The sequence below is a fragment of the Thermosynechococcus sp. FA-CM-4201 genome, from assembly GCF_054689355.1.
In genome coordinates, this window is the sequence record NZ_CP079920.1 from 1,983,735 (window position 1) to 2,002,223 (window position 18,489).

The 18,489-nt window shown below is 53.2% G+C and carries 15 protein-coding genes; 8 read left to right on the forward strand and 7 right to left on the reverse strand.

The window, feature by feature from the left end; genetic code table 11:
• Positions 1-18 precede the first annotated feature (18 nt).
• Together KV190_RS09725 and ileS are read left to right on the forward strand one after the other, a co-directional pair.
• A complete protein-coding gene (locus KV190_RS09725; RefSeq protein WP_460193101.1) occupies positions 19-1,263 on the forward strand; it encodes an RNA-guided endonuclease InsQ/TnpB family protein in 1,245 nt (414 codons plus the stop codon).
• Between the two features lie 111 nt (positions 1,264-1,374).
• Complete coding sequence (gene ileS / locus KV190_RS09730) at positions 1,375-4,236, forward strand: isoleucine--tRNA ligase (RefSeq protein WP_460193102.1); 2,862 nt, start codon at positions 1,375-1,377, stop codon at positions 4,234-4,236.
• A gap of 23 nt (positions 4,237-4,259) precedes the next feature.
• Here ileS and KV190_RS09735 read toward each other — a convergent pair whose 3' ends face one another.
• Positions 4,260-4,670, reverse strand: coding sequence for a hypothetical protein (locus KV190_RS09735; protein WP_460193104.1), 411 nt, complete (start codon positions 4,668-4,670; stop codon positions 4,260-4,262).
• Positions 4,671-5,107: 437 nt separating this feature from the next.
• On the opposite strand from KV190_RS09735, the gene KV190_RS09740 reads away from it, so the two are divergent.
• From KV190_RS09740 to KV190_RS09760, 5 genes are all read left to right on the forward strand, one after another.
• The gene (locus KV190_RS09740) at positions 5,108-5,647 is read left to right on the forward strand and encodes a Csu type fimbrial protein (RefSeq protein WP_460193106.1); all 540 of its coding nucleotides are present in this window, start codon (positions 5,108-5,110) and stop codon (positions 5,645-5,647) included.
• Positions 5,648-5,835: 188 nt separating this feature from the next.
• On the forward strand, positions 5,836-6,411 hold the full coding sequence (locus KV190_RS09745) for a Csu type fimbrial protein (RefSeq protein WP_460193107.1): 576 nt from the start codon (positions 5,836-5,838) through the stop codon (positions 6,409-6,411).
• 13 nt (positions 6,412-6,424) lie between these two features.
• Positions 6,425-7,183, forward strand: a complete 759-nt coding sequence (locus KV190_RS09750) for a fimbrial biogenesis chaperone (protein WP_460193108.1) — start codon at positions 6,425-6,427, stop codon at positions 7,181-7,183.
• A 10-nt stretch (positions 7,184-7,193) separates the two neighbouring features.
• Positions 7,194-9,458, forward strand: coding sequence for a fimbria/pilus outer membrane usher protein (locus tag KV190_RS09755; protein ID WP_460193109.1), 2,265 nt, complete (start codon positions 7,194-7,196; stop codon positions 9,456-9,458).
• The gene (locus tag KV190_RS09760; RefSeq protein ID WP_460193111.1) at positions 9,431-9,922 is read left to right on the forward strand and encodes a Csu type fimbrial protein; all 492 of its coding nucleotides are present in this window, start codon (positions 9,431-9,433) and stop codon (positions 9,920-9,922) included. Before KV190_RS09755 ends, KV190_RS09760 begins: the two co-directional genes overlap by 28 nt.
• A gap of 6 nt (positions 9,923-9,928) precedes the next feature.
• Here the strand turns inward: KV190_RS09760 and KV190_RS09765 are convergent, their stop codons facing one another.
• On the reverse strand, positions 9,929-10,162 hold the full coding sequence (locus tag KV190_RS09765) for a DUF370 domain-containing protein (protein WP_149819402.1): 234 nt from the start codon (positions 10,160-10,162) through the stop codon (positions 9,929-9,931).
• Complete coding sequence (gene carB / locus KV190_RS09770) at positions 10,156-13,458, reverse strand: carbamoyl-phosphate synthase large subunit (protein WP_460193113.1); 3,303 nt, start codon at positions 13,456-13,458, stop codon at positions 10,156-10,158. The genes KV190_RS09765 and carB overlap by 7 nt, the downstream gene beginning before the upstream one ends.
• A gap of 156 nt (positions 13,459-13,614) precedes the next feature.
• Here carB and arsB point away from each other — a divergent pair, with 156 nt between their 5' ends.
• Complete coding sequence (arsB, locus tag KV190_RS09775) at positions 13,615-14,727, forward strand: ACR3 family arsenite efflux transporter (protein WP_460193114.1); 1,113 nt, start codon at positions 13,615-13,617, stop codon at positions 14,725-14,727.
• Here the strand turns inward: arsB and KV190_RS09780 are convergent.
• The 4 genes from KV190_RS09780 to KV190_RS09795 are packed head-to-tail and all read right to left on the reverse strand — an operon-like array spanning position 14,724 to position 18,397.
• Entirely contained in the window at positions 14,724-15,371 is a 648-nt protein-coding gene (locus KV190_RS09780; protein ID WP_460193117.1) for a PulJ/GspJ family protein, read from the reverse strand. The two genes, arsB and KV190_RS09780, sit on opposite strands and share 4 nt — an antisense overlap.
• 11 nt (positions 15,372-15,382) lie before the next feature.
• Complete coding sequence (locus KV190_RS09785) at positions 15,383-15,889, reverse strand: GspH/FimT family pseudopilin (protein WP_460193119.1); 507 nt, start codon at positions 15,887-15,889, stop codon at positions 15,383-15,385.
• Complete coding sequence (locus KV190_RS09790) at positions 15,867-16,658, reverse strand: type IV pilus modification PilV family protein (RefSeq protein WP_460193120.1); 792 nt, start codon at positions 16,656-16,658, stop codon at positions 15,867-15,869. The genes KV190_RS09785 and KV190_RS09790 overlap by 23 nt, the downstream gene beginning before the upstream one ends.
• A gap of 17 nt (positions 16,659-16,675) precedes the next feature.
• Entirely contained in the window at positions 16,676-18,397 is a 1,722-nt protein-coding gene (locus tag KV190_RS09795) for a pilus assembly PilX family protein (RefSeq protein WP_460193122.1), read from the reverse strand.
• Positions 18,398-18,489: the final 92 nt, after the last annotated feature.

Below are 18,489 nucleotides of genomic sequence, written 5' to 3' on the forward strand. Positions count from 1 at the left end.
TGTTGCGGAGAGCGCAAAATGTATGTCACTCAGAAGAACCAACTACGGGGTTTGAGTCGGCAGGAATTTGCGGCCTTACGCGCCTTGTGCAGACTGACCAAAAATCTCTACAACGTAGGGCTTTATTCCGTCAGGCAGTTTTTCTTTGAGACACATCAGCACCTCCGTTATGAAGCCAACTACCACGCCTGCAAGGAGAACGAAAACTATGCGCTACTGAATACCGACATCGCTCAGCAAACCCTCAAAGCCGTGGACAGAGCCTTCAGGTCGTTTTTCGGCTTGCTCAACAAGGCTCAGCAAGGGCTGTACAGCTTTGAACAGGTGAGGTTGCCCCGCTATCTGATGAAAGATGGCTACTTCCCACTGATCATGCCGCGCATTAAAGTCAAGGATGGCTACTTCCAGATTCCGATGTCGAGGCAGTTTAAGAAGGCGTTTGGTGCTGTTCGTATCCCCTTCCCTGAAAGATTGCAGGGCAAGCCCCTGAAAGAGGTGAGGATCATCCCGCGCTGCAATGCCCAATGGTTTGAGGTGGAATTTGTGGTTGAGCAGGAGCCAGAAACCGCTACAGTTGACCCATCGAGGGCGATGGCCGTGGATTTGGGGCTAGATAACCTTGCGGCTTGCGTGACGACGACTGGGGCGTCCTTTTTGATGGACGGCAAGAAACTGAAAAGCATCAACCAGTGGTACAACAAGCAGAACGCCAAGTATCAATCCCTCAAGGATCAGCAAGGCATCAAAGGCCTGACCCGTCGGCAGGGGCGACTCTTGCAGAAGCGCAATAACAGGGTCAGGGATTACCTGAACAAAGTGGCTCGAACGCTGATTGAGCACTGCCTGCAATTTCAGATTGGCACCTTGATTGTGGGGGTCAATGCGGGTTGGAAACAGGGCATCAACCTCGGCAGTCGCAACAACCAGAACTTTGTGCAAATTCCGTTTCACTCGCTCAGAGTGAAATTGAAGTCCCTGTGTGAACGCTACGGTATCCGGTACATCGAGCAGGAGGAGTCCTACACGAGCAAGGCATCGGCGCTAGATGGTGACGAGCTGCCGATTTACGATGCGGATAACCCGAGAGAATACCAATTCTCAGGCCAACGGGTGAAGCGTGGCTTGTATCGGTCGGCTGAGAATCAACTGGTGAACGCAGACTGCAACGGGGCTTGGAACATTGGCAGGAAAAGTAAGCACGAAGGCTTTGCCAGAGTGTCTAGAGGGGTTTTGGCGGCCCCAAGGAGAATCTTTATCTCCTGAATCCCCTCGGGGAGTCGTCAACCTTGAGTCGGTAAGAACAGTTCCCCTACAATTGAATCCATTCCCAACTTTTTCTTGCCCTCCAACGATCATACCCCGCTGTACCCACCCATGACTGACGCGACCCCCGACTACAAAGACACTGTCAACCTGCCCCAAACCACGTTTGAAATGCGGGCAAATGCAGCCACACGGGAACCCCAATTGCAGGCTTTTTGGGCACAGCACCAAATTTATGAAACGCTTCAGCAAACCAATCCGGGTGAGGTCTTTATTCTCCACGATGGCCCCCCCTACGCCAATGGCGCTCTCCACATTGGCCATGCCCTCAACAAAATTCTCAAGGATATTATCAATAAGTACCAACTCCTGCGGGGACGCAAAGTTCACTACCGCCCAGGGTGGGACTGCCATGGCCTGCCCATTGAACTCAAGGTGCTGCAAAACCTGAAACCCGAACAGCGGGCCCAGCTTACCCCCCTTACCCTCCGCCAACAGGCCAAGGAATTTGCCCTCAAAACCGTGGCGGAGCAAAAGCAGAGTTTCCAACGCTATGGCGTCTGGGGCGACTGGGCGCACCCCTATCTGACACTTACCCCCGACTATGAGGCCGCCCAAATCGGTGTCTTTGGTGAAATGGTGCTGCGGGGCTATATCTATCGGGGTCTCAAGCCCGTCCACTGGAGTCCTAGCTCCAAAACCGCCCTCGCTGAGGCAGAGCTGGAATATCCCGAAGGTCACACCTCCCGTAGTCTCTATGCCGCCTTTGAAGTCATTGAGTTGCCCGCAGGCTTAGCCAAGTCTTGGTACAAAGCCCTAGGGAAATTGGGGGTTGCCATCTGGACAACGACCCCTTGGACCATTCCCGCCAACTTAGCCGTCAGTGTCAATCCCGATCTCACCTATGCCCTTGTCGAGGTTAAGCCCAGTGGCCGCTACAAGTATTTGATTGTTGCCAAGGATCTTGTCGAGCGGCTCAGTGACACCCTTGGTTGCACGCTGAAGGTGGTGGCTACGGCCAAAGGGGCTGACTTAGAACATAGCCGCTATCGCCATCCCCTCTTTGAGCGCGAAAGCAAAATTGTCATTGGTGGCGACTATGTGACCACGGAATCAGGAACGGGACTGGTGCACACGGCCCCTGGTCATGGCTTAGAGGACTATGCCGTAGGTCAACGCTATGGCCTGCCGATCCTGTCGCCTGTGGATGAGAATGGCTGCTTTACGGCGGAAGCGGGGTCATTTGCGGGTCTCAATGTCCTCAAGGAAGGGAATGAGGCGGTGATTGCTGCACTGCAAGCGTGTGGTGCCCTCCTCAAGGAAGAACCCTATGTCCACAAGTATCCCTACGACTGGCGCACAAAAAAACCCACCATCTTCCGCGCCACAGAGCAGTGGTTTGCTTCCGTTGAAGGCTTCCGCGATGCGGCACTAAAGGCGATCGCCGAGGTGAAGTGGATTCCTGCCCAAGGGGAAAACCGCATTACGGCAATGGTGGCGGAGCGTTCCGATTGGTGTATTTCGCGGCAGCGCAGTTGGGGCGTGCCGATTCCCGTCTTTTATGACAAAGCAACCGGGGAACCCCTACTGACAGCAGAAACCATTGCCCATGTGCAAGCCATTATTCGCGATCGCGGCTCTGATGCTTGGTGGGAACTCTCGGTTGCGGAATTGCTCCCCGAATCCCTGCGCGATCACGCCGATCGCTACGAAAAGGGCACCGACACGATGGATGTTTGGTTTGATTCGGGTTCCTCTTGGGCGGCGGTTCTCGGCGATCAGCAGGCGGATCTCTACCTCGAAGGCTCCGATCAACACCGGGGCTGGTTTCAATCCTCATTGCTCACACGGGTTGCCGTTAAAGGCCAAGCCCCCTACAAGGCCGTCCTCACCCACGGCTTTGTCCTCGATGAGCAGGGACGGAAAATGAGCAAATCCCTCGGCAATGTCACGGATCCCCGCGAAGTGATTGAGGGGGGCAAAAACCAAAAGCAAGACCCTGCCTATGGTGCCGATGTATTGCGTCTGTGGGTGTCCTCCGTGGACTATGCCAATGATGTGCCCATTGGTAAAAATATCCTCAAGCAGTTGGCGGATGTCTATCGCAAGATTCGCAATACGGCGCGCTTTCTTCTGGGGAATCTCCACGACTTTGACCCCGATCAGGATGCGATTCCCTATGCCCAACTGCCCGCGTTGGATCGCTATATGCTGCATCGGCTGCACGAAGTCTTCAGTGAAGTGACGGCGGCCTTTGATAGCTTTCAGTTCTATCGCTTTTTCCAAACCATTCAAAATCTTTGTGTCGTTGATCTGTCGAACTTTTATCTCGATATTGCCAAGGATCGGCTGTACATCAGTGCTCCCGGGAGCGATCGCCGCCGTAGTTGTCAAACCGTGCTTGCCATTGCGGTTCAAAACCTCGCCCGTGCCATTGCCCCAGTGCTTCCCCATTTAGCCGAAGATATTTGGCAGCATTTGCCCTTCAAAACCCCCCATCTTTCGGTTTTTCAAAGTGGCTGGGTACAGCTTCCCGCCCAGTGGCACGATCTAGGGCTAGCCAGTGAGTGGCAACGGCTGCGGCAACTGCGCCTAGAGGTGAATAAGGTGCTCGAACAGGCCCGTGCCGAAAAACTGATTGGCTCGTCTTTGGAAGCCAAAGTGTGGCTCTATGTTGCCGATCCAGAGTGGCGCGATCGCCTTGCGGACATGAATCCCAGTGATGCCCTCAGTGGCAATGGGGTGGATGAACTGCGCTATCTCTTCTTGGTGTCTCAGGTGGAGCTGATGCCGCAACAGGCAGGGGTGGACGTACCCTATGTCCTTGAAGCCGAAGGGCTATGGATTGGTGTCGGTCATGCCAAGGGTGAGAAATGCGTCCGCTGCTGGAATTATTCTGAAACTGTTGGACAATCCGCCTTGCATCCCCAGTTGTGCGATCGCTGTCAAGCCGCCCTCCAAGAAATGTATTGAATCCACTGCCACCCAAACCGCATTCACTCGCTGGGCGTGTTGCTTGGATTAACATTTACAGGAGCTGATGCAGGTGGTGTGTTCACCTGTTGCTTGAGGCCATCTATTTTTCGCTGAATACTGGAAACAGCAAAAAAGGGGAGTAACGGGATTGAACCTAGAAAGCCGATGACTAGGCAGCTAAAGACCACATCTTGCCACTGGTGTAGAATACCATTCGCCACCAAAAATAGGGGAATAGCAGTTACACCAAGATACAGAAGAATAAATAGCCCCTGCAAAATCCTTGGCCAGACCCAGTTCCCCAGAGAAATGCCAACCACGATGACAATAATGCCCAGAACCGCCATTTCCCACTCGGTTAGGGTGTCGATATTACGCAAACTCTGAAGCAAAGCATCAAAACTTGGCAAGTCTGGCAACACAGCAATCACTCCAAATCAAAGGGCTACAAAATTTTCCTAGGCACTAGAATACACTCAAATATAATGGGGTCAATCAACATTACAAAAATATTTTTGAGACTGCCTTCGATGGCGATCGCATGCCATCAACGATGATCCTGACGCTTGGGGATGCCAATCTTTAGATTAACTTTTGTTGCGCAGTTAAAATTTCTGTTCATAAGTCCTGTAAGTGGTGTAGGATGGGCGACATCCCTCTAACGGCTGCAATTGTGAATTCCCCGCACACCTTCACTTTGGCTTGCGTAAGCTCGGCCTACGAGTCATGACTGAGTGTTCTCCAAATTCATAATTAGCAATCTGTAGGCTTCACACTAGCCATTAAAACACTGACAAACTGTTGGGAGAAGAGACTGATGTATTGCCCCTGTTTTCTGAGGCTAAAGCTCTACCCAATAAGCTTATTTTTGACTGCTGCCAGTGGTCTATTGCCACTCCTAACGGCTCAGCGTGCCCATGCCCAAACTTCACCTCAAACCAGTAATATCAACATTCAGGCAACCGTGAAGGCGGCTTGTGTGATTAAGGGCGTTCAGGATATTAACTTTGGCACCTATGATCCCCTCGGTACCCACTACACCCAAGCGCTGGATGCCCAAGGTCAGGTGAGCGTGCAATGCTTACCCGGCACCCAAGCAACCATTCGGCTGAATCAGGGGAGTTATCCTGCTCCTTTGTCCAGTTGTCTTGTACCGCTGCGGCGTATGGCCTCTGGCTCCGCTCGCCTTCCTTATTTTTTGTATCGGGATAGTTCTTACTCCCCTCTTGACATTTGGGGCTGTAACTTCCTGAATGATGTGGACTACAGTGCGACCAATGCTAGCGTCAAAGACTTTATCGTGTATGGTCGCATCCCATCGGGGCAAGCTCTTGCACTTTTAGGGACTCTGAATCAACTGACACCGGGTACCTATACCGATACGGTTCAGATTATTGTTTCTTTCTAAAGGAAAGATAAAACCTCCGTGAAATCACGGTAGGCAAGGCAGACATACTATAGTAGTGTTGTTGCTAAAGTGCACTGCAAGCTCATATTGTAAGTGAGTCGTCCCCAAAGGTCTGCTAGGTTCGATATTCAGTTAACATTAGAAATTGATGTATTAGCTTTCTGTTGTTCTCGTAGGGAGATTTGGTCATGACCTTTTCTTTCGTTCTCAAACGGATTCTTCTCGGTCTATTTCTGACTGCGGCGGGGGGCGTACTGCCTCTGTTAATGGCACAGGCTGCCAAAGCCCAAACTTCGCCCCAAACAACAAATATCCAAATTCAAGCAAACGTCAATCCAGCCTGCAAAATTACGAGTACCCAAGACATCAACTTTGGTACCTATGATCCATTCGGTGCCCATGCAACGACAGCTCTAGATGCCCAAGGTGAAGTGAGTGTCAAGTGCTTACCTAAGACTCAAGCGACTATTAAGCTCGGGGAAGGGAGCAACGCTCCATCGAGCTCTTCTTGTACTGCTCCTCTGCGCCAGATGGCCAATGCGGATGGTCGTCTTCCCTATGGGTTATACAAAGACCCTGCGAGAAGTCAAGTTTGGGGCTGTGATCCCACTAATGATGTCGAGTACACAGCAACCAATGCTAGCCCCAAAGACTTTCCCATCTATGGTCGGATTCCCGCCGCAAATGACTTACCGGCTGGTATTCTAGATCTGCTAGAACCCGGCAGCTATCTTGATACCGTTCAAATCACTGTCTCGTTCTAGGGTGCGCTTTCGATTGGGGTGGCGGTTTGCCCTGCTGGCCACAGTCATTGCCCTTGGCATGGCTTCAAGGGTGGGGGCACAATCCTCGGAGTTTTATCTTAATGCGGTGCAGGTATTTCTCTCACCGCGTCAGCGCACGGCATTGTTGACCCTGACCAATACGGGGCAGGTGCCGATTAACTTTGAGATTAGTGTCCGCCGCTGGCAGCAAACCGCCGATGGCCAAGAGGAGCTAACGGAAAGCGATGGCAATGTCGTGGCTTTCCCTGTCTTGCTGTCGGTACCGCCGGGAGAACAGCGGACTTTACGGGTTGGGGTACGGCAACCGGCAACCACTGAAGAGCAAACCTATCGCCTCTTGGTGACAGAATTGCCCCCGGCCAATGTGCCAGAAACCCAAGGGGCTGCCATTCGCATTATCAAGACCTTTAGCCTGCCCGTTTTTGTCCAACCCGCCGATATTCAGCGGCAAGGCGAGATTGTGAATGGTCGGGTTGAAGGGGGCAAATTAAGTTTTGTACTGCGCAATCGTGGCAATGTTCACATTCAAACCCTTGGCATGACCGTACAGGGGCTGAATGAGCGGGGGACGATTGTTTTCGAGCGGACGCTAGATTCTGTGTATGTTTTGGCCGATCGCGATCGCCCCTTTAGGAATATTCCTCTACCCCAAACCAACTGTGCCCAAGTGCGCCAAGTCAAGTTACAGTCTGTGGGCACCAACCCCTCCCTTACGACTGAAATTTCTACTCCCAACGGCGTTTGCACTTAGTAGCCTCCTGATGGCTGCTGCGGTCTCTGCCCAAGCAGAAGTCTCTGCCATTTATACCCTTGAGGTGAATCGCGTTACCAAGGGGGATGTAATTGTTTTGGTGCGTGGCGACGATGTGCTCATCCCCTTGCAGGATCTAGTGAATGCCGGTCTGAGGGAGATTGGCGGTCGCCGCGAAATCATCCAAGGCATTGAGCACGTCTCCTTGCAGTCGTTGGCACCCGAGATTACCTTCCAGCAGGATGATGCCAACTTGGTGCTACGGTTACAGGTGGGGGCAGCCCAACTGCCACAAACGGTCATTGACTTTAACCCAAGTAATGAACCGCCGGGGATTCGCTACAGCCAACCCTTGAGTGCCTACCTCAACTATGGCGTTTTCTGGGATAACTTTGAACGATTGACGGCTGCCAGTGAAGTGGCGATTAGCTTTGGTGGCAATGCCCTCACCTCAACACTGGGGTTGACTGCCGATGGCAACCTGCAACGGGGACTCACCGCTTTTACATTGGATAATCGGCGCCACCTCACCACTTTGACCTTGGGGGATGCGTTTATCAGTAGTGACCTGTTGGGCGGCGGTGGCCTTTGGGGGGGCATTGTTTGGGAGCGCAACTTTGGCCTTAGCCCTTACCTGATTCGCCAACCCGCCTTTGACTTTCGGGGTGAGGTAACCACCCCCAGTACCGCAGAAATTTACTTGAATAATCTGCTGATTCGGCAGGTGACCCTACCACCGGGGCCTTTTATTCTCAAAAATTTGCCCGCCTTTGGGGGCTTTAATCGCTTGCGGATTGTGGTAACCGATGCTGAGGGCAATCAACAGGTCTTTAGCCGCAATTTTGTCCAGTCGTTTACGTTATTGCGCCCCGGACTATCGGAGTTTATTGTGGCTGCCGGTGCCGAGCGGGAAAATTTGGGCACGGAGAATTTTACCTACGGGGATCAGGTGCAATTTTTGGCGGCCTATCGGCAGGGCATTTTGAATCACTTGACCTTGGGGGCACGTCTGGAAGGCAATGGCGATCTTTTGAATGCGGGCTTGAACCTGAGTACGGCGATTCCCATTGGCACGCTGGATGTGGCGGCAGCGGTGAGTACCACTGCGGGAAAATTGGGGAGTGGGGTTGCTGTTGGCTACAACTATCCGGGGCGGCGGCTGGCCTTTGGCGGTGGGGTGCGGCTGCTCAGTGGCAACTATGTCAATACTGGCTTGGCTTTGGGGGACGATCGCCCGCAGCTAGAGGGCTTTGCCAATGCCACCCTGAGTCTGGGGCCACGGGTAACCATCAGTGGTCAGTACTTTTTTACCAATCCCCGCGATCAGGTAGTGCGGCAACAGGCAACGATTCTCGCTCAAGTGCAACTCCGCCGCAATCTCAGTCTATACCTGCAAGGTTCGCGTTTCCTTTCTGGCAGTGATCAGCCAGTGAACCAAGTCAGTGTTACGTTTAACTACTTCCTGAACAATGCCGTAACAATTAACAGCGGCTGGCTGCAACAGGGAAATCAGGGGGTTCCTTTCCTCACCGTCTCGCGATCGCTCCCAGCGGGCGTCGGCTATGGCTATCAGGGACAGATACTTCAGGCCAATGAGCAGGCCTTTGTCAGTGGCACATTTTCTTACAATGCCCCTTGGAGCCGCTACCAAATTGGCTACGCGCAGGCAGGGGATACGGGACAGGCGCAAGTGGTGGTGGAAGGGGGATTCGTCACCATTGGCGGTGAGGTCTTTGCCACGCGACCGGTGCAGGGGAGTTTTGTCCTGGTGGATGTGCCCAATGTCGGGGGTGTGCGCACCTACTTAAGCAATCAGGAAATTGGTCGCACAAATCGTCGCGGTAAAATTTTGATTCCAGACTTGCTGCCCTACTACGGTAATGCCTTGCGGATTGAGGATCAGGATATTCCCATTGATTTTGCCATTGGCCGCACGGAGTTGTTGATTGCACCGCCCTTTCGTGGGGGAGCGATCGCCCGCTTTGATGTCCGCCCCAGTCGCAACTATGTCGGTCGGGTGGTGATTTTGCGGGGCAGTGAGCGGATCATCCCCAATTTGGGACAACTCACCCTAGAGCGCGACAAGGAAAAAATCCTATCGCCCCTCTCGCCAAGGGGAGAATTTTACTTTGATACCCTAGAAGCAGGAACCTACACTGCTGAGGTGGCCTACGAACAACTGCGCTGTACGTTCCAACTGACACTACCACCGAGTGACGATCTCTTTACTGATGTAGGGGAAGTCTCATGTTCCTTGCCCGACTCGCCACAATAGGATGCCTCACTGGCCTCAGTTGCCTTGGGTGTTGGGCAGCCGCACAGGCTCAGGGGGGCGGTTGTCAGTTTCAAAGTGTGACCGGGTTAAACTTTGGGAGCTATGATCCTTTTTCGCCCATTCCCTTAGATACCACTGGTCAAATCCAGTTTATCTGTGTGGGGGGTGGGGCTGGTAGCTTTAATAACCGCCCGGTGACGGTTCAACTCAGCCAAGGGGGCAGCAATAGTTTTACACCGCGACAAATGAGCAGTGGGAGCGATCGCCTGAACTATAACCTCTACCTCGATGCCAACCGCAGCATTATTTGGGGCGATGGCACAGGGGGCACACAACAACGGGGGCCTTTTATTCCCGGCAACAATGTCCTCAATACGCTGACGATCTACGGTCGTATTCCTGCCCAGCAGTGGGTTGCCCCCGGCCTGTACACCGATTCACTGCAGGTGACGATTATTTTTTAGAGGCGTCTAGGGGGGTGGGTTGAGTCGCGCCACCAACGTTTCAGGATGCAGCGCCGAGAGAACGACAATCTCCCCATCCAAGACCAGTACGGCACGAGTCCGCCGCCCGTGGGTGGCATCAATGAGATGATGGTGCTGCCGTGCTTCCAGAATCAGGCGTTTAATCGGGGCAGAGTCGGGGCTGACGATCGCCAGCAGTCGCTGTGGTGAGACATAGTTGCCAAAACCAATGTTTAGCATTCCGCCCGATGGTAGTCCTGAAGTGCCCGTACCCCGAGGGTTGAGGTTTGCAGGGTTTTAATGGCGGCAGCCGTCGCCTTAGCACCGGCGATCGTCGTCACAATCGGAATCTTGTAGGCAAGGGCAGTGCGACGAATCAATTGGGCATCGGTACGGGCTTCCTGACCTGAAGGCGTATTTAGAATCAGGTGAATCTGCTCATTTTTAATGGCATCGAGGACATGGGGACGCCCTTCATGGAGCTTGAGGATGAGTTCAATATTGCTCAGCCCCGCCTCGAGCAAAGCATTGCGGGTTCCTTCGGTGGCAATAATCCGAAAGCCGAGGGACTGCAACTCCTGCACCACGGGCACAATCGCTGCCTTGTCGCGATCGCTCATCGACACAAAAACCGTTCCTTGCAAAGGTAACCTTTGATTGGCCGCCAGTTGAGACTTGGCATAGGCAGCACCAAAGGTCATGTCAATCCCCATCGCTTCACCCGTGGAGCGCATCTCGGGCCCCAGCACCGTATCGGTACCGGCAAATTTTTCAAAGGGCAGAACCGCTTCCTTGACGGCGACATGGTTGGGAATTTTCTCCTCGAGGAAATTGAGTTCGGCAAGGGTTTTGCCTGACATCAGGCGGGCCGCAATTTTAGCAAGGGGAATGCCGATCGCCTTGGAGACAAAGGGCACCGTACGGGATGCTCGCGGGTTGGCCTCCAAAATATAGACCTGCTCCCCTTGGACGGCCAGTTGTAGGTTCATCAGCCCCACCACTTTGAGCGCCTTGGCGAGGGCAATACTCCACCTGCGAATCGTCTCCAAGACGGTGGGAGAAAGAGATTGAGTGGGCAGGCTACAGGCAGAATCCCCAGAGTGAATCCCTGCTTGTTCGATGTGTTCCATAATCCCGCCAATCACCACGGTACCGCTGGCATCGGCAATGGCATCCACATCCACTTCAATCGCGTTTTCCAGATACTTATCAATGAGAATCGGTCGCTCTGGCTCCACCTGCACTGCTTCGTTCATATAGCGTTCCAGTTCGGCATCGGAATAGACAATTTCCATGGCGCGACCACCGAGCACATAACTGGGGCGCACCACCACGGGGTAGCTAATGCGCTGGGCAATACTCAGGGCTTCGGCATAACTGCGAGCGGTGCCATTGGGGGGTTGGGGAATATTCAGCTCCCGCAAAATTTTCTCGAAGCGTTCGCGGTCTTCGGCAATATCAATGGAGTCGGGCGAGGTGCCCCAGATTTGCGTTCCGAGGCGATCGCCATGGGTTTCGAGGTACTGCTGGAGTGGCAAGGCGAGTTTCAGCGGCGTTTGACCGCCAAACTGAATAATGATGCCAACGGGGCGCTCCGCCTCAATAATGTTGAGGACATCCTCCTTGGTCAGGGGTTCAAAGTAGAGGCGATCGCTGGTGTCGTAGTCAGTGGAAACCGTTTCAGGGTTGGAGTTGACCATGATTGTTTCATAGTCATCAGCCCGCAGCGCGTAGGAAGCATGGCAGCAGCAGTAATCAAATTCAATCCCTTGGCCAATGCGGTTCGGCCCTGAGCCAAGAATCATGACCCGAGGCTTGCGGGGGGGCAATACCTCCGATTGCGGGGGCAGCAATTCAACATCACCGGTATCGGGGTTAATTTGCTCCACTGGCCGCTCATAGGCGGAGTAGTAGTAGGGGGTGTAGGCCTCAAACTCGGCGGCACAGGTGTCCACGGTTTTATAAACGGGAACAACACCCAGGGATTGCCGATAGGCACGCACCTGATCATCGGTGGTTTTGGTGGCGTAGGCGATTTGGGCATCACTAAAGCCCTGTTGTTTCACCCGCCAGAGATCATCGGCAGTGAGTTGCTCTAGTTTGCTGCGCTTGAGGAATTTTTCCGTTTCTAGGAGTCCCTGCATTTGCCGCAGGAACCACGGATCAATGGCCGTCAGTTCGTAAACCTCCTCAACGGTCATCCCCAAAAGGAAGGCGTGGCGAATGGCAAAGATGCGATCGGGATTGGGTGTGCGCAGTTTCCCCCGCAGTTGTTCAAGGCTAGGGAGTTTTTCGGGGCGATCGCACCCCCAGCCGGCGCGTCCTGTCTCCAGCGATCGCAGGGCTTTTTGCAGTGACTCTTGGAAGGTGCGGCCAATGGCCATTGCTTCACCCACGGACTTCATTTGCGTGGTCAGGACTGGCTGCGAGCCGGGGAATTTCTCAAAGGCAAAGCGGGGAATTTTGGTCACCACATAGTCAATGGTGGGTTCAAAGCTGGCGGGTGTTTTCTTGGTAATGTCATTGGGGATTTCCGGCAGCGTGTAGCCAACGGCCAATTTCGCCGCCATTTTGGCAATGGGAAAGCCAGTTGCCTTAGAAGCGAGTGCTGAGGAGCGCGAGACGCGGGGATTCATTTCAATGACGATCACTTCCCCCGTTTCTGGGTTAACGGCAAACTGAATGTTCGAGCCGCCGGTTTCCACACCAATTTCCCGAATGATTTTGATTGAGGCATCCCGCAGCCGCTGATATTCTTTGTCCGTCAGGGTTTGGGCGGGGGCAACGGTGATCGAGTCGCCAGTGTGGATGCCCATGGGGTCGAGGTTCTCAATGGAGCAGATGATGACCACGTTATCGGCCATGTCCCGCATCACTTCCAGTTCGTATTCTTTCCAGCCAATCAGGGACTGTTCAATAAGGATTTGCGAGACGGGACTGGCATCGAGACCCGCAGCGGCAATCTCTTCAAATTCCTCTTGGTTGTAGGCAATGCCGCCACCAGTGCCCCCTAGGGTAAAGGCGGGGCGAATAATCAGGGGATAAACCCCAATCTCTTGGGCGATCGCCCGCGCCTCTTCGAGGGTATTAGCCAAGCCAGAGGGACAGACCCCCACACCAATGCGCTGCATTGCCTCCTTGAAGAGTTTGCGATCCTCGGCCATTTCAATGGCTGGCAACTTAGCCCCAATCAGTTCCACCCCATAGCGATCGAGAACCCCCGATTTTGAGAGCGCCACGGCTAAGTTCAGGGCGGTTTGTCCCCCCATTGTGGGCAGTAGGGCATCGGGGCGTTCGGCAGCAATCACCTTTTCCACCATTTCCGGGGTGAGGGGTTCAATGTAGGTGCGATCGGCGGTCTCGGGATCCGTCATGATTGTGGCGGGGTTGGAGTTAATCAGGATCACCTCGTACCCTTCCTCGCGCAAGGCCTTACAGGCTTGGGTTCCCGAATAGTCAAATTCACAGGCCTGACCAATAACAATGGGACCCGAACCAATAATGAGAATCTTTGAAATATCGGTACGACGAGGCATAGGGACAACGCAGCCAAATAGTTTGAATGACGCCTTCCCTATCCTACACTCCCGCTTGCGATCGCGCCGGTTCTCCTCTGTCAAGAATGACTAACTGAGAAGCCTTTGGGACAATCAGTGTTAGGGTTTACTCACATTGCAATGGGTGGAGTTTTAATGTCAGAAAAAACTTACGTACGTCTAAATGTCTTTCAACGCTACCTGACCTTGTGGGTGATTCTCTGCATTATGGCAGGTATCTTAATGGGGCGACTGTTTCGAGAGGTTGCGACAACGTTGGATCGGTTGAGTCTTTACCAAGTATCTATCCCGATCGCCCTCTGTTTATTTTTCATGATGTACCCGATCATGGTCAAAATTGACTTCAGCCAGATTGATCGGGCGTTCCGCACCCCTAAACCCGTGTTACTGACATTAATCATTAACTGGGGGATTAAGCCCTTCACCATGCTCTGGATTGCCCAGTTTTTTTTGGGCTATCTCTTTCGGCCATGGTTAAGCGGGACAGAGGTCATTCGTGGCCAAGTGATTCCCTTAGCAGATTCCTATATTGCCGGCACGATTTTGCTGGGCATTGCCCCCTGTACAGCGATGGTGCTGATGTGGGGGTACTTGGCCTATGGCAATCAGGGACTGACGTTGGTGATGGTGGCGATTAACTCTTTAACAATGCTCTTTCTCTATGCGCCGTTGGGTCGCTTTTTGCTTGCCGCTAGTGATTTGACCGTGCCTTGGCTAACTATCCTTCTCTCGGTACTGGTGTATGTGGGGCTGCCCTTAGGGGCTGGGGTGTATAGTCGCCATTGGATTTTGCGCCATCGCGGGCAGGAGTGGTTTGAAAAGCGATTTCTGCAATTCCTTGACCCCATTGCGATCACAGCACTGCTGGTAACGCTGATTCTGCTATTTGCCTTTAAGGGTGACCTGATTATCGAGTCTCCCTTTCATATCCTACTGATTGCGATTCCCCTATTTGTGCAAACCAATGTCATCTTTTGGCTAGGCTATGTGGCGGCACGGCAACTGGGCTTGGACTATGAAGATGCAGCACCAGCGGCAATGATTGGTGCTAGTAATCACTTTGAGGTGGCGATCGCCACAGCAATTACCCTCTTTGGTCTCAATTCGGGTGCAGCCTTAGCAACGGTCGTGGGTGTTCTCATCGAGGTGCCTGTGATGCTCATGCTCGTTAATATTTGCCAGCGCACCGCCTTTTGGTTCCCGCGATCGCCCCAAAAAGCCAGTCTCAAGGATCCGCGCTGTCTCTAGGGCGTGGGTGTAGCCGATCCAGAACGCACCGCTGCGAGGGTTTCCGCTTGGTAAACGACACCTGTTGATTCCACCAAACCGGCAATGCACAGCTTGACGTTGCGGTTATGCTGCACAAAAACCCGAAATCCACCCTTGTTGGTGCCACTATCCGTCGCGCCGGGCAAGTTATTGGTACAGTTGGGACTGGTGTTGGCAATACCATCAATCAAGGCATTGGGGGTAGAGTCACCAATTTTTTGGCGATAGAGAATCATCGGGCCTCGCCAGACCACACTACTCGTCTTGGGGCGGGTGTAATAGGCCACACGGGTTGTACTGGCCAAAGTGCCGTTGTCCTGCTCCTCGAGGTTATCCGCTGGTTTTTCAACAAACATCACCAATTGGTAACCACCACTGGGAATTGTCCAATCTGAGGGTGCCGTTGTTGAAATACGAATTGCTGAGCGAATGTCATCGGAGATAAAGTCGAGGGCGCGGCTCAGGTTCATGCGGGTAATTGCCTGCTCTTCAACACGGCGATTGTTTTGCAGAATGGCCACCATTGCCCAACCACTCATGGCCACAACAATACTGCCAACGGCAGCCGCCACTAGTAACTCCGTCAATGTAAAGCCGCGATTGCCTCTGCGCCAGTCCTGCATCTCTCTGCTCCTTAATTGCGCGCTTGACAGTTATCGGCAGTTGCACCCGTGGTGTCCGTTGCCAAGTAATTGCCCGTACGCATAATGCCCAACCCCAAGGAAACCACCAAACAGCGCTGAAGACTTGGATTGTTGGTAGAAGCAATCACAATGGTACCGGTATTACTAGTGCGCCCCTGAAAGCCAAACCGTATAGACGCAGCACCCGTTCCTCGACGCAGGGTTACATTTTCCAGTTGGCGGGAGCCATTGGGCAGACATTGGGGTGGATCGCCCACGATGGTGGGATTGGTGCCTGTGTTAATCGTCACTCGACAGGCTTGGTTGCGGCGCATTGCCTCCCGCTGCGCTTCCCGTAGTGCCCCCTCTAGGCTTTCGAGGGCTTGGTTGACCCGCTGCGTTTCTAGCCAATAGAGAAAGCTTGGAGTGACAGCCACCGCTAAAATAGCTGCCACCGTTAGCACAATCAAGATTTCAATCAGGGTCATGCCCTGCTCACGGACAGCGGAAAAACGCATTGGGCACCACCTCGGTGGATAGTTGAGCAACGACGCGGTTGTTACTATTGCGCACAGAATAGGCCAGTTCTAGGGTTTGGAAAGGTGCCTCAGCACGGGTGGTGGGTGTGCGCGTCATCGTAAACGTGTCATTGACAATGGGGCGACTATTGTTGCTGCTGTTCATCGGCGGAATCAAGGTTTGCAGATAGGCACCAAAGCCACCATCAATGCCATTGGTTTCATTGGCTTGAATCCGACAGCGGGCATAGACACGAGTACCCGCCCCCCGATAGCCCCCTACTGGCGAGTCCAAGGTAATCGTGTTGGCTGACATAGAGACAATACGGCGTGTGCCCGAGTCCGAACCAATGAGAACGCGATCGCCCACTCGAAAGCCATCCGTGGGTGAAGTTACTGGACAGGCACCCCCGGCGCGATACTCTGGGGGCATGGCTTGATCGTAGTCACTTTCACCCGATTGAATGAGTGCCAGTGTTAAGGTGGTGTCATTGCCTTGGGCGGGTGCTGCCAGCTTGCGATGGGCAAACTTGGTTTGGCAGAGGTCGTAGGCAACAATTTTAATATTTTCCAGATCGTCTTGAATCCAGTTACTGGCCTCGGCAAATTTACGGGCATCCGCTTGGAAAAAGGCAGCGACAACAATCGCCTGCATCGCCGCTAGGGTAAAGAGGCTAATCACCAGAATGGAAGCCAAGACCTCCGCAAGGGTAAAGCCTTGGGAACGTTGCTGCACCAGCCAGTGGAAGTAGAACTTACTACGAGTCATCAACATTGCCTCCGAATTTAGTACTGGGCTAGGCGGTTCCAGTTGCTTGCTTCGGTGGTGCGTGCCACAACAATTGAAGCATTGGCATAGTTGCCTCCCAAGGCTTCCGGTAGGCGATCGGGCACCCTGATTTCAGCATTGTTGGAGCTGGAACCATTCCACGTTTTTGCCCAAACCGCCCCAAAAATATCAGGTGTCCTGCTCCCCCCATTGATGCCTACCTGTGCATCAGGTGCATAGACAAAGACGCTTCCTACTGTGGAACCACCGCTGAGGGTAAAGGATTGATCAGTCCTCATGTTATCTGGATCGGGGGGATTACCATAAATCCGTAGGCGATCTGGCGTGCCGACACCACTGGGAAGTCCCATATTAGCGTCGGTACCGCAGGTAGAACTATTGGGGCTACAGGTGTTGTCAATCCCTGCATTACCACTGAGGGAGATATTGCCACTGACGTAGAGGCGAATGGCATAGTTCGTCGTATTAAATGTCACCCTCTCGTTACCACTGAGGTTAATGTTGTTAATCCGATAGGCGTAATAGACTTTCTCTGGGTTGACAATTCGCTGCCCGGGGCGTAGGGGATCAGGGATAAAGAAGGGAATGTTGGGGTCAGGGTCAACGTAGGGGCGATCGTCCGGTCGTGGAAAAGTGAGGTTGAGGGTATCACCCGTAATATTCTGACTGTTTTGGGGAGGATTGTTACCTTGACCCCTTACAGGAAAGTTTGCATAAGCACCTTGGCTATAGCCCCCAGCAAGTTGAAGCGCTTCCTGAAAGTCTTGAATCTGATCTGCGGGCAGCCAATTGGGCAGCGTAGTCAAGGGAAGATTACCAAGTACAGAGCCGCCCACCGGATTGGGCGCTTCAGGAAAGGGCGGTAAGTTAATCTTATTGATGGCGATCGTTCCCTCAATAATTGAGTTATTGAGTGCTCGCACGGCATTGCGCAGTCCCTGTTGGGTCGGTTGGCCATTTTGACACTCCGCTTGGGGGACAACACAGTTTCTAGGATTGGTGCAGATCACATTGCCATTAACGGCGCCAAAGACATCATTGTTGCCGAGGTTAATGCTTTGCGCCAGCAGTCCAGGAAAGTTAGCAGGGACACTGCGATCCGTAATCACCATCTTTTGCAAGATGAAGGCATTCGCCGGCGAGTTATTAGGCAAGCGGCCTTCAATCAACAGGTGTCCTGTTTGCGTTGGCGGATCATATAGATAGGAGAGAATACGGTAATTGCCCTGCACAGGGGTGCCAATTGTGCCGTTGAGAACAATCGTATTCAGGTTGTCGAGGGTAAAGCAGGGGGGCGCATCAGAACCAAGGCTCTCCGCTGTCCACTCATTCACAGCGGGCACATTCAGACCCGTGGTGTTGGGCTGACCCACTTTTGTTGCATCCGCTGCGCGACTGATCAGGTAGGGGCGGGCAGGATTAAAGTTTGTATTCGTGGCGGGGTTATAGGTGCGGCGCAGCAGAATCTGGTAGTTGCCATTGAGCAGGCCAAGGGTACGAGCCATACCCCCTTCAGCCACCGCAAAGGCCTGCTGAGTTTGTTTTTGCAAGCTGGCAGTGCTCACATCCAGTTGCGATCGCGAGAGCAGGGTCAGGGCAACCACGATCATGATCAGCCCCATCCCCAAGACCAAAGGCAGAGTAAACCCCCGCTGCCGTTGCCGATACCCCGAACGGGGATAGCGACGTTTCAGTGATCGCACTAGTTTCTTCATCATTGGCTTGTCCTCTATTGCCCCAACCTTTGCTCTATAAAATGCCTAATTCTTAGAGCTAGCATCCCCCTAACTTGAATATGCCCTCAATTCTT

What these genes read in the sequence shown, in the direction of transcription:
- KV190_RS09725 (WP_460193101.1), top strand. Translation starts at nt 19, where the DNA reads ATGTATGTCACTCAGAAGAACCAACTACGGGGTTTGAGTCGGCAGGAA.
- ileS (WP_460193102.1), top strand. Translation starts at nt 1,375, where the DNA reads ATGACTGACGCGACCCCCGACTACAAAGACACTGTCAACCTGCCCCAA.
- KV190_RS09745 (WP_460193107.1), top strand. Translation starts at nt 5,836, where the DNA reads ATGACCTTTTCTTTCGTTCTCAAACGGATTCTTCTCGGTCTATTTCTG.
- KV190_RS09755 (WP_460193109.1), top strand. Translation starts at nt 7,194, where the DNA reads ATGGCTGCTGCGGTCTCTGCCCAAGCAGAAGTCTCTGCCATTTATACC.
- KV190_RS09760 (WP_460193111.1), top strand. Translation starts at nt 9,431, where the DNA reads ATGTTCCTTGCCCGACTCGCCACAATAGGATGCCTCACTGGCCTCAGT.
- KV190_RS09765 (WP_149819402.1), bottom strand. Translation starts at nt 10,162, where the DNA reads ATGCTAAACATTGGTTTTGGCAACTATGTCTCACCACAGCGACTGCTG.
- carB (WP_460193113.1), bottom strand. Translation starts at nt 13,458, where the DNA reads ATGCCTCGTCGTACCGATATTTCAAAGATTCTCATTATTGGTTCGGGT.
- arsB (WP_460193114.1), top strand. Translation starts at nt 13,615, where the DNA reads ATGTCAGAAAAAACTTACGTACGTCTAAATGTCTTTCAACGCTACCTG.
- KV190_RS09780 (WP_460193117.1), bottom strand. Translation starts at nt 15,371, where the DNA reads ATGCAGGACTGGCGCAGAGGCAATCGCGGCTTTACATTGACGGAGTTA.
- KV190_RS09785 (WP_460193119.1), bottom strand. Translation starts at nt 15,889, where the DNA reads ATGCGTTTTTCCGCTGTCCGTGAGCAGGGCATGACCCTGATTGAAATC.
- KV190_RS09790 (WP_460193120.1), bottom strand. Translation starts at nt 16,658, where the DNA reads ATGACTCGTAGTAAGTTCTACTTCCACTGGCTGGTGCAGCAACGTTCC.
- KV190_RS09795 (WP_460193122.1), bottom strand. Translation starts at nt 18,397, where the DNA reads ATGATGAAGAAACTAGTGCGATCACTGAAACGTCGCTATCCCCGTTCG.